The sequence below is a fragment of the Okeania sp. SIO2C9 genome, from assembly GCF_010672455.1.
In the GTDB taxonomy this organism is placed as follows: Bacteria; Cyanobacteriota; Cyanobacteriia; order Cyanobacteriales; family Microcoleaceae; genus Okeania.
The window spans coordinates 90,763-101,541 of record NZ_JAAHGO010000028.1 but is presented as its reverse complement, the minus strand read 5'-3'; the positions used below and the strand labels follow the sequence as shown (position 1 = coordinate 101,541).

Annotated in this window: 12 protein-coding genes; 6 read left to right on the top strand and 6 right to left on the bottom strand. The window is 38.6% G+C overall.

Going from position 1 to position 10,779, the window contains the following annotated elements:
- Positions 1-220 precede the first annotated feature (220 nt).
- Entirely contained in the window at positions 221-841 is a 621-nt protein-coding gene (locus tag F6K23_RS21530; protein WP_293159626.1) for a hypothetical protein, read from the bottom strand.
- Between the two features lie 352 nt (positions 842-1,193).
- Between F6K23_RS21530 and F6K23_RS21525 the strand changes: the two genes are divergently transcribed.
- The gene (locus F6K23_RS21525; protein ID WP_293159624.1) at positions 1,194-1,316 is read left to right on the top strand and encodes a hypothetical protein; all 123 of its coding nucleotides are present in this window, start codon (positions 1,194-1,196) and stop codon (positions 1,314-1,316) included.
- Between the two features lie 288 nt (positions 1,317-1,604).
- On the opposite strand, the gene F6K23_RS21520 is transcribed toward F6K23_RS21525, so the two are convergent.
- From F6K23_RS21520 to F6K23_RS21500, 5 genes are all read right to left on the bottom strand, one after another.
- Complete coding sequence (locus tag F6K23_RS21520; protein WP_293159622.1) at positions 1,605-1,865, bottom strand: hypothetical protein; 261 nt, start codon at positions 1,863-1,865, stop codon at positions 1,605-1,607.
- Between the two features lie 205 nt (positions 1,866-2,070).
- Entirely contained in the window at positions 2,071-2,520 is a 450-nt protein-coding gene (locus F6K23_RS21515; protein ID WP_293159620.1) for a hypothetical protein, read from the bottom strand.
- 18 nt (positions 2,521-2,538) lie between these two features.
- A complete protein-coding gene (locus F6K23_RS21510) occupies positions 2,539-2,727 on the bottom strand; it encodes a hypothetical protein (protein ID WP_293159618.1) in 189 nt (62 codons plus the stop codon).
- Between the two features lie 218 nt (positions 2,728-2,945).
- The gene (gene chlG, locus F6K23_RS21505) at positions 2,946-3,926 is read right to left on the bottom strand and encodes a chlorophyll synthase ChlG (protein ID WP_293159616.1); all 981 of its coding nucleotides are present in this window, start codon (positions 3,924-3,926) and stop codon (positions 2,946-2,948) included.
- A gap of 225 nt (positions 3,927-4,151) precedes the next feature.
- Entirely contained in the window at positions 4,152-5,246 is a 1,095-nt protein-coding gene (locus F6K23_RS21500; protein WP_293159614.1) for an ArsA family ATPase, read from the bottom strand.
- Between the two features lie 173 nt (positions 5,247-5,419).
- On the opposite strand from F6K23_RS21500, the gene F6K23_RS21495 reads away from it, so the two are divergent.
- From F6K23_RS21495 to F6K23_RS21475, 5 genes are all read left to right on the top strand, one after another.
- On the top strand, positions 5,420-6,730 hold the full coding sequence (locus F6K23_RS21495) for a DUF3326 domain-containing protein (protein WP_293159612.1): 1,311 nt from the start codon (positions 5,420-5,422) through the stop codon (positions 6,728-6,730).
- A gap of 47 nt (positions 6,731-6,777) precedes the next feature.
- Positions 6,778-7,974, top strand: a complete 1,197-nt coding sequence (locus F6K23_RS21490; RefSeq protein WP_293159610.1) for a phytanoyl-CoA dioxygenase family protein — start codon at positions 6,778-6,780, stop codon at positions 7,972-7,974.
- 92 nt (positions 7,975-8,066) lie between these two features.
- A complete protein-coding gene (locus tag F6K23_RS21485) occupies positions 8,067-9,389 on the top strand; it encodes an aminotransferase class I/II-fold pyridoxal phosphate-dependent enzyme (protein WP_293159608.1) in 1,323 nt (440 codons plus the stop codon).
- Positions 9,390-9,395: 6 nt separating this feature from the next.
- Positions 9,396-10,028, top strand: a complete 633-nt coding sequence (locus tag F6K23_RS21480; RefSeq protein ID WP_293159606.1) for a class I SAM-dependent methyltransferase — start codon at positions 9,396-9,398, stop codon at positions 10,026-10,028.
- Positions 10,028-10,771, top strand: a complete 744-nt coding sequence (locus F6K23_RS21475; RefSeq protein WP_293159604.1) for a CmcI family methyltransferase — start codon at positions 10,028-10,030, stop codon at positions 10,769-10,771. Before F6K23_RS21480 ends, F6K23_RS21475 begins: the two co-directional genes overlap by 1 nt.
- Positions 10,772-10,779 lie beyond the last annotated feature (8 nt).

Below are 10,779 nucleotides of genomic sequence, written 5' to 3'. Positions count from 1 at the left end.
TTTGAGGTAATCAATGAGGCTTTTTTCCATATATTTTCATATACTGGCATATTGGCCAATTTACATCAATAAATCTGCTCTTTACTCTATAATTCTACACGCTTAGTGAGAATGAAACAGCCCTGCCTCCTGGGAGGGGGAGGGGCGAGGGGTGGGTTAACTCCTGTCTCCTGACTCCTGATAACTGATAACTGAAGAAAACTCCCCTCTCTTCTTCTTTCTAGCTTTTATTCTTCCTAGCATTGTTACCTAGCATTAAACCGCTTAGTGTGATAAAACCAAAAATTAGGTTGGGTTCAGGAGTTGATGCTGTCCCTCCTCTTTGCGCCTCCTCGAACTTCGCCCACTTTGCACTACCTTCTGATACTACACCATTTAACCGTTGGAGTGTAAATAGCTCTAGAGAAAATAAAGAGTCGCTGCGCACAGCGGAATCTTTATCTACTATTACGTTCATATCAACTCCGATATCTCCGTATCCCACATGCACCCCATCACGTTTGAGTCCACTCCTTATCCCGGTCCATTCGTCTTCTCCTAGAGCCTCTATCACCGCTGCAGCCGCAGCTTCAGCGAAGTCCGACGTCATAAAGTCGAAAGTATCTCCGTACACATCCACAGCAGATCCTCCAAGCAAAGATACATCATATAAAGTCGCTACCCCCTCAACCTCAACACTTAACCCCTCTATTCTGGTTACTGCACCCGTATCTCCATTTTCACGAATTATACTAAATGCATGGGCTTCAGAGCTGGCAAACAGACTGGCAAAGGAAAAGGAAAGAGCAGCGCCAGCGCCAGTAGCAATTGACAAAAAAATAGTTTTCTTCAAATTCATCATTATTTTTATCTCTTGTGTGTTGTATTTCTTGTTCTCTCATTCATTCTATTCTCTCCCACCCCCCCCTACTGTCAACAGCATTTTGCCAATTTCATCAAATCTTCATCGATCGGTAACATCGTTTCCGTAAGTCTTCTGAGTCTGTAATACAAAGAATATTTCCTTTAAGTAAATCTTCCTTACTATTTTCAACACCCGCGAACATTCCTCTTTCCGTAAGTCTCTGGTTGAAAATGCTCAACCGTTTATCTATCAGTGCTTTGAGTAATTTTGTCAGCCTTTAATTTTCATCGTACCTAGCCTAAGTTTGATTGGGGTAAATTTTTGTCAATTACAATTTCTAGAACATTAATTGTTCATTTATAAAGGTATTGGGAGCGATCGCTTTTTGATACACTTAGATTATCCGAAATTCACGCGCAAGAATATGAGCGGTATCGATCGCGAACTCAATCTGGAAACTACTACAGCGTGATTGATAAACACCTGCTTGGTACAGAAAAATCCCAAAGAGAATAACAAAACAGAAGGAATAGTCTATCTATTCAGCGTTCGCGATCGCCATAGAAAGAGTTGCATCTGATACCCTCAAAAACCGGACGAATCATAGCTACTGATAACTGATAACGGAAAAAACCCGCCCCTACAATTTTTTGACTGCTTCCGCGTGGGGGGCGAGTTTAGACAAATCAATGTCATATATCAAGATTTAAGGAACACTTACGGAACTTCTGACTCCTGATAACCTGTGTAATTATTCTAACTACTCCCTATTTTGATAAATTTGCCTTAATTGTTCGATAGTTTCCACAGTTTTGAGAGAGGCGAGAATTGTTTCTAAAACCTGAATATTTTCAATAGCATTAATCTCTGAAAATATCTCTTTTCCTAATTCCCCAAATTTCAATTCTAATCCTAGTTCTATTCCAGAAAGTATTCCTCTTTGTTCACCCCTTTGTTCGCCAATTACTACTCCCTCTTGTAAGATTTGTTGATACCAGGGAGATTCTTGTAAAACTGCCATATCCCACCTCATTATTTGTTGTACTATTTCGGTCTTTAACTTCCCTGGCGGGAAGTCCCGCGCTCTCCCGCACCTTTAGCGTCGTATGGTCAAGCCAGGGCCAAGATTCGGATACCTTCATAAGCTAAACGTTCATATGCCCTTGACAAGCTAGGTACATTTTGTTATTGTAAGGTCCAACACAGGGGGAGGACATCACCTCTGTCTAAACAGCGGTCAGGGTTTCCCAGACTGAAGAATCCCGCGTTGTCCCGTAAGGGCAACGTCGGGAGTATGTCAATACAAAGGTAGCAAAAAATGCTAGTAAATTTTCTAATTCTAAAAGTTGTTCATCCTCCCGCAAAAGTTGCAATGCTTGTCTGACAGTTGCTTCTTCTCCTCCACCTTTAAGAATAGGAACAAAAGGAAGTAAAGAAGGAAGAGGTTGTTGAAAAACTGTTTGTGCTTCTATTTCCCACAGGTTAATAACTCGATAGTCTTGATACGCTCTGAGATTCAAAAATTCTGATTCATAACAATTTACTATTTCTGTGGTTGTTCTTGGTTGGAGAATATTTATTAATACCGGATAAACAAGTTTTTTGTACTTTTCTTCTGCTAATGCGGCATAAGCACGCATCCGACGTGGCATTTCTGTGTTGTACCTTAATTGCATTTCATTCAGAACCAGAAATTATCCATGTTCTTGACTAGAAACACTGAGCAAAACATCCCCTTCTCGACTTACCCATTGAAAGTCTGAAGAAATAATTTCTTCGATAGTAATATTGGTAATTTCTGTCACCCATTCTACCCAACGATTCGGGGCAATTCCAATGAGACGTTTACTACTAATATCGACTTTTTTGGTTTTTTTTGTCATTCGATGAAATTGAGTTTATTCTGTCTTTTGAAAGTTAAGAAAAGTAGGGACGTTGCATGCAACGTCCTTACAGTAGGGAGTAGGAAAAAATAATTGATTTGATTTTGAATTTTTGGAGATGTCTATTAGAAAATTTTTAACCTTCTTCCTTCTTCCTCCCCCCCTTTCAAATGAATACCTTCTTCCTTCTTCCTTCTTCCTTCTTCCTTCTTACTGAATTAAACTCCTGCATGACCCAGAGCTAAACCAGTAATTAACATTCCTAATACTAAAAAAGGTTGGGCACTTGCTTGATATTTCACATCATTTTCCAGAGGATTTCTGAGAAAATACATATCCTGAAAAGTAATCTGAGGAATTACCATCAATAGCAAAATTACAGCATACAAATTTTCTTGAATACTAATTAAATAAGCTGCCACTCCAGCTTGAAAAATATCAATCATTAATACACAAATCCAAGCCGCCGTACCAATGCCAAACATAACTGGTAATGATTTTAAACCCAACTCTTCATCTCCTTCCACACTCTTAAAATCATTAACTACAGCAATTCCTAATCCAGCAAAACTATAAAACAAAGTCAGAATTACAATTGTTAAATTTAACTCTCCAAATAAAGCATGACCAGTCCACCAAGGCAAAGCAATATAACTAGAACCTAAAGCATAATTTCCTAACCAACCATTTTGTTTTAACTTTAGTGGAGGTGCTGAATAAATATAAGCTAAAAATGCTCCGAACAAACACAATATAGTAATCATTGGAAATTCGTGACCTGCCCACAAATCGAGAAGATATGATATGCCAACCCCTGATAGTAACAAAACTAGAATTTGAGTCACAACTTGAGGAATAGAAATTGCACCTGAAGGAATCGGTCGATAAGGTTCATTAATAGCGTCTATTTCTTTGTCATAAAAATCATTTAAAGTTTGTGTATAACCCGCCATCAAAGGTCCTGCTATTAACATACAAGTAGCAGATTGTAATACACTTTCTAGATTCCAACCGTAGTTTCCTGAAGATGCAGCTCCACAAACTACTCCCCAGATTAAAGGAATCCAAGTTATCGGTTTCATTAATTGCAAGCGGATTTTCCAAATATTAGTTTCTCCACTTGCTGCACCTTTCATTCCTAATAATTGTCTGGTTTTAGCAGTACTATTTTCTTCTGTTTTTGTTTCTTGATTAGTCATTTTTAGTTAGATTATTGTGATGAGTAAAAGTTATCTATCTACTAAATTTCAAAAAGTTTTGTGAGCAGTTTTTCAGCCTACTTTTTTTAAAATTACAACAGTTTTTCTTTTAGTAGACCATTGTAGAGACTTCCATTGAGTCAATCCATTCCGTTTTCTAGGAGAGGTAATAATTAATTATTAATTATTAATTATTAATTATTAATTGTTGAATCCCTACTCCCTCTAAAAAGAAATAATCAAATAACCATCTTGGAATTTTGCACCAGTCACAGGTTTTCCGCTCAGAGGAGGTGGAAGGAAAATATTTCTTCTCTGGTCTCCAGCTTCAATTGTTACTTCTGGTCCATATTGAGTAAGTCCAATTTGTTTTTTATCAAAACCAGGCAAAAATAAACTTACTTGACTTTTTTGAATATCTATGATAATAGGCTTAGGTGCCTTAACTGCTTGGCTAAAATCTGGCAGAGCATCCATTAGAGGTTGCCAATCTTCAGTAGAACGACGGGGAATAGGAGTTACAGATAGTGGTGCAAATTCATCAGCAACATTATCTGCGAAATCTGCTTGATTCAGAATTACTCCCCCTACAGTCAGATTAACTTGTTGAGCACTTCCCCATAAATATTTTGCTGTGGCGATCGCTGCCTTATCATCTGTAGTAACCAAATATGCTGCTACCCTATTTGGGTCAGCTATAGTAGCTTTGGCATTATCCAACAATTCATTCATTTTTGCTGTTGGTTGAGAAAAATTATCCCCAGTCCAATCAACATTCAGAATAGCACTACTAACAGGTTGAACAAATGGAGAAATAGCTTTGTAGAGGTCTGAGTCGAGAATAACTTGACGGAAGCGACGAATATACCAACTCATAATTTCCGCCGAACCCAAAAGTCTGAGGGTCTCTTTATCTCCGGTGCCATCGTAAATAATTACATCATATTCCCCACTAGCACTATATCCCCGCATAACATTAATAGTCAGAATTCCTTCTACTCCTGGTAATACTCCTAGTTCTTGACCATATACCTTTTTAAAGAAGGGTGTACGGATATATTCAGCTTCTAGTTTTTTCAGTTCTTCCCAACCGCTTTCTAGTAAACTTGCTGCCTGAATATTAACTGCTTTGAGATTGGAGTCTATTTCTGTAGGTTCTGGGCCAATATTAGCACCTAATAACAAGGATAATGTTGAAGCAGGTTCTTGTCCGACAAATAAGACTCGTTTACCAAGGCTGGCGTATTTTTTTGCAGTGGCAAATGCTATAGTAGTTCGACCCGTGCCACCTTTACCCAAAAATGTATAAGTAATGGTCATTTCAGTTATCAGTTATCAGTTATCAATTATCAGTACCTTTGGCTGTTTGCGCAGCATGACCTAGAAAAGCCTTATGCATAGAATACTGATAAGGAGCCTTTACATTTTGTCATAATTTAGTTGACTATTAGAATGATATTTTAAAGCTGAAAATAATTATATGTACTTGCCTAATGTCCCAAGTCTATACTAAAGATTTTGAAATTCAATGTCCTCCACAACAACGGACTTGGAGAAAAATTGCCCAAGAAATAGGGAATCTTCCCTTACCAGGGGTTCCCATTCGCTTGATTTTAACGAAAGTTGAAGGTGATACTCTAACTTTTGAATCGAGTTTCATAGATACTGAAAGAAATCCTGTTTGGTCATCGTTACTAGACATTAATATTCGTCAACGGGTTTCTAATCAGCCATTTGTAGTAGTGAGTATTATTCCTACAGGAGTCAGAGCAGAAATTGGTGGTTTTGCCGGAGATGCTACTCCGAGTACCAATTTGTTAGCCTCCGCTTGTGACTATCTGGTAACAAATCCTAATGCAGTTACAGCGTCGGATATCTATTTCGGTCAGGATAATGTTCTTTATCTGGAAGGTAATTTAATCTGTCAATTACTTCTGGGTAATATTGGAGTTATTCCAGAGAAGCGGAAAAACATAGCTGCAATTATAGAAAAACCCAAAGATGAACGATTTTTAAATAATGTTATTAATGCTCTCAATGGTTTGCGTGCTGTAGGCGGGATTAATATTGACCCTGTAGTTGTAACGGGTGGCCCTGTGGAAACCACCTGTACCTATTCTCAGTATGGTAATGCTTCTGGGGAATTTAAAGGGATGGACGAGTTGATGAAAGCTCTAGATGTGGTGGAAAGTTCTTCTGCTGGGGCAGTGGCTTTAATGACCACTTTGCAAGTAGATGATAAAGTACGTCAAGCCTATTATCGAGGAGAATCTATTGCCAATCCCTGGGGCGGTGCGGAAGCAATTTTGACCCACATGACCACTAATTTTTATCCCTTTACTGCTGCTCATGCGCCTCTATTATTGGAGTGGGAACATACAGGATTTGGTAAGCTGGTAGATCCGAGAGATGGAGCAGAACTAATTTCTAGTGCCTATCTTTGTTCTCCTCTCAATGGTTTAATCAATTCTCCTCGCCCGGTAAAGTTTGATACTCCCGTAGCAGCAGGGGAAACTAGGATATCCGTAGAGAATGTTTCGGCGGTGGTAATGCCAGAAACAACCGTGGGAAATATACCTTTCTTAGCGTCTTTAGACCAAGGTGTGCCAGTAATATTAGTCAAAGATAATACCACTAAGTACGATATTACTCCCGAAAGATTGCAAATTGAAACTCAGGGCAACCCGATCTATCGTGTCAATAGCTACATGGAGGCGGCGGGATTGCTATTAGCATTACGCAATGGTATTGCAGTTGAAAGTACAATTCGTCCAATGCCACAACTTAAACCGATTTTTCTGTAACTAAATATAAAACTTAGTCCATTAGTCAAATCAAAAGTTTCAAAAACATGATTTACCAACCGCACTTTTTGTATCGTCTCAAGCTGATACTTGTTTTTATGCTGGTCAAACTGAAATTTATTCATCCCTTGTTACCTAAAATTTTGATGGATAAATTGCCTACAGGGTGGAATAATTATATGTTTTGGGTGGCATTTAAGTCAGGAGGAAAAACGTTATTTTTCGATTATTACTGCAAGATGCGAGAACCAGCGTCTTATGAGCCAAAAGCGATCGTTGATGCCGAGTATAAATTGACAGAAGAAGATCTTCATGCTTTCCATGAAAAAGGTTATATAGGTCCTTTCGATCTGGGCTATTCAGAAGAAGAGATGAAACGACTGAAAGAAGATTTAGTAGACTTAGCTACCAAGAAGGAATCAAATATATTTTCCTATACCAGAGGCGATTACGAAATTGAAACTCAACAGAAAGGCAATGGAAAAGGCGGCGATATTAACTCGTTGAGTGAAGCTGAAAAATCAGTGTTCAGTAAATTGAATACGGTAAACCGTCATCTAGAAAGTCCTACCTTAATGAATTTATTTAAAAATCGAGCGATTACCGAACGTTGCGCTCAAATACTGGGACAAGATCTGCTTTTGTGGCGCTCTTATTTTTTCCACACACCTTCTTTTAGCAGCGGCACACCTTGGCATCAAACCAGTACTTGGTTAAGCACTGATATGAAAGAGTCATTGCTACAACCGCCAGACGTGGAAGATCTTTTTCAGGTCACTTGTTGGATCGCGCTTACTGATGCACCAAAAGAAAGGTCTTGCCTGAAAATGGTTTCTGGTTCTCGACGGGAAATTTATCCAGTTAAACACGCAAGCGACGTTGGTCAAGGAGACAGAGTATTCGGTAAATACGGAGTAGAACTTGATTATCAAATTGATCAGCAAAATGTCAATTTCCTAGAAGCAAAAGCTGGAGAGGCCATAATCTTTTGCGAGCGAACAGTTCACGCCTCAACGGATAATATAACAAACAAAGATCGATGGGCTGTCGTTGGTCGTATAGTCAGACCAGACACGCACGTTTACACTAAGAAGATGCTTGAGGAGGGCTATGATGTAGAAATTTTGGGTGGAAAAAAAATTAAGTTGGACAAGTGGAAAGCTGTGCTACTGAGGGGTGAAGATCGTTTTGGCTACAACAGGGTTCTACAAGAAACAAGTAATGAACAAGTAACGTTAGCGTAGGTTCCTGTTGATATTAGTACTCCATATCTGATATGGGAATTTTATTTGAGATCTGAACAATCAGCATTTCCAAATCTGGGCATAAATTAACCATGACTCAACATTCTTCTGCTTATAAACTCATCGCATCTCATAATCAGGATGTGCAGGTGGGTCTTTATACTCCTGCCCACCAAGGAATTTCTCAAAATAGCGATCGCCTCTCTCAAGAAATCTATCAATATGATGTGCCGTTTCTGACTCGCCCTCGCACTGAGAGCATAGAAAAACATTTTTCTGAAATGTATGGCACTAAACATACCTTTTGGATGACTGGAGGCGGAACTCAAGGGGTTTTAACCGCTTGTGCTTTATTAGGTACTCAGTATCAACGAGTTGCTATTGCTCTTAATAGTCATATTGCCACCATAAACGGCATCATTTTATCTGGATTAGAGCCTTATTTTATTTCTTCTGAGTCGCTAATGCCTACTACTGATGAGGTAATTACTGCTTTAGAAACGAGTGGCGTATCAGCACTGTTACTAACTCATCCGAGTTATGAAGGGGTAACTATCGATCTTGCAACCATCGCTCATTATTGTCAGAAGCATGGGATAGCTTTAGCAGTGGATGAAGCTCATGGTAGTCATTTTCCCTTCCTCGACGAACAATGGCAATCGGCAATTAGTGTTGGTGCAGATATAGTTTCCCATAGTATGCACAAATATACGGGAAGTTTAGTACAAACTGCTTTGTTACATTTACCTGAATCTTCGCAGTTTAGTACCGAACAAGTGATGGGTGTTTTGCCTTTATTTGAAACCACTACCCGTAGTAATTTGTTGATACTGAGTCTTGAAGATGCTATTAAGAAGGGGTATTCTGAAGAAGGTAAAGCTTTATTTGATCAAGCTATTCAGGAATGCGATCGCCTCCGCAGTCAATTGGATGATTACGGGAAGGTGTTAACTTACGATTCCCAAGTTAGCGATCCTCTAAAAATTTATTTAAAGAGCGATCGCATTACAGGGGAAGAGTTAGCCGAATTTTTGTACGAATATGGCATAGATGGGGAATTTGCAGGAGAGGAGGGATTATTATTAATTTTCTCTTTTCATCACAATCCACAGGATTTCCAATTTATGCGGGAAACTTTGGCTAAAGTTGTACCTATTCTGAGAGAAAAACCAATAAAACAGGTTTTACCTGATAGTTATTATTGTCGCAATCCGGTGATGAAAATGTTACCCAAGGATGCTTTCTTTTGCAGGAAACAAAAGTTACCAATTGAGAAAGCATTGGGTAAAATCAGTAGTTGTTGGATTAAAAAAGTTCCCCCAGGAAGTCCAATTTTGATATCAGGAGAAGAAATTACTAATTGGCATTTACAACGTTTATCTTCTGATACTGTTGTTGAAGTAGTGAGGGAGTGATTAAGAATGGTCGAAGAACAAGCCAAAAATTTTTTAGAAACAAGACCTTGGTTATCTGGTATTTGTGATACCCAAAGTACCGAAGAATTAAAAAACAAGTACGATAGTTGGGCTAAGACTTACGATGCAGATGTGAAAGATGATTGGTCTTTTATGCCTGCCAACATAGCACGGACATTAAGCAAACTGCTTCCTCAGAAAGATGCCACAATCTTAGATGCTGGTGCTGGGACAGGGTTAGTAGGCCAAGCCTTAGCCCAACAAGGATATACTAATCTGACTGCTGTGGATTTGTCAGAAAAAATGCTGGCGATCGCTAAAGAGAGAGAAGTTTACAAAGCTCTCCATCACAGTAATTTAGAAGATTCCCAAATTTTTAGCAATTCAGTAACTTTTGATGCTATTATTGCAGCAGGAGTTTTTGCTTATGCCCATGCTGGACTTGAGGTACTAAACAATCTATTCGGTCTTTTAAAAGAAGAAGGAATTTTCTTGTTGACTATACGGGAAGACTATCGCAGTGAAATGCAGATGGCATTAGCTCAATTACCCTGGAGATTAGTCAGTGAAGATGATTTTCCGATCTATGATGAAGTCAAATTGATGTATCTTTTGGCTTTTAAAAAGGAGCGATTTTAATGAATAGTCAAAGTATTGATAAATTATCTATGTCCGAACAAGAAACTTCCAAGAATAAAAGATTTGTCAAAATCTCTGACCGAGAAGATCGCTGCGATATTCCCAAGTCTATTTGGAGACCTTTGACAGAAAACGCCTACTTGCAAACATGGAAAGGGATCATGATCGATAAAGACCCCACCCAAATTGCAATTTATCCAATGCTCATCTATGAACTTCGCCCGAAAACAATTATTGAACTAGGCACTCTCAAGGGTGGCAGTGCAATTTGGTTGGCAGATAATTTAGAATTATTTGGCATAGAAGGTCAGGTTCATTCTGTAGATATCGATCTTTCTCAGCTTGATGACAAAGCAAAAGCAGACTCTAGAATTCATTTTTTAGAAGGCGATTGTAACAACATCAGTACTGCTTTACCTCCTGAGATGCTTTCAACTCTAGAGCATCCTTGGCTGGTAATAGAGGATGCTCATGTAAATATGGTTGGAGTTGTTGAATATTTCCATTGTCACGGTTTGCAAAGTGGAGACTACTTGATTGTCGAAGATACTAACAAATTTATGTGGGAGGTTTGGTGGGATTGGGGTGACAAAGAATATATTGAAGGAGGAGTGCGGAAACTGGATGACTTTAGAAATTGGTTAATGAAACATGAAGAAGATTATGATATCGATACCTTTTATCAAGATATGTATGGATACAACGCCTCTAAAAATTGGAATTCTTTTTTAAAAAAAATCTAAAAACGAAA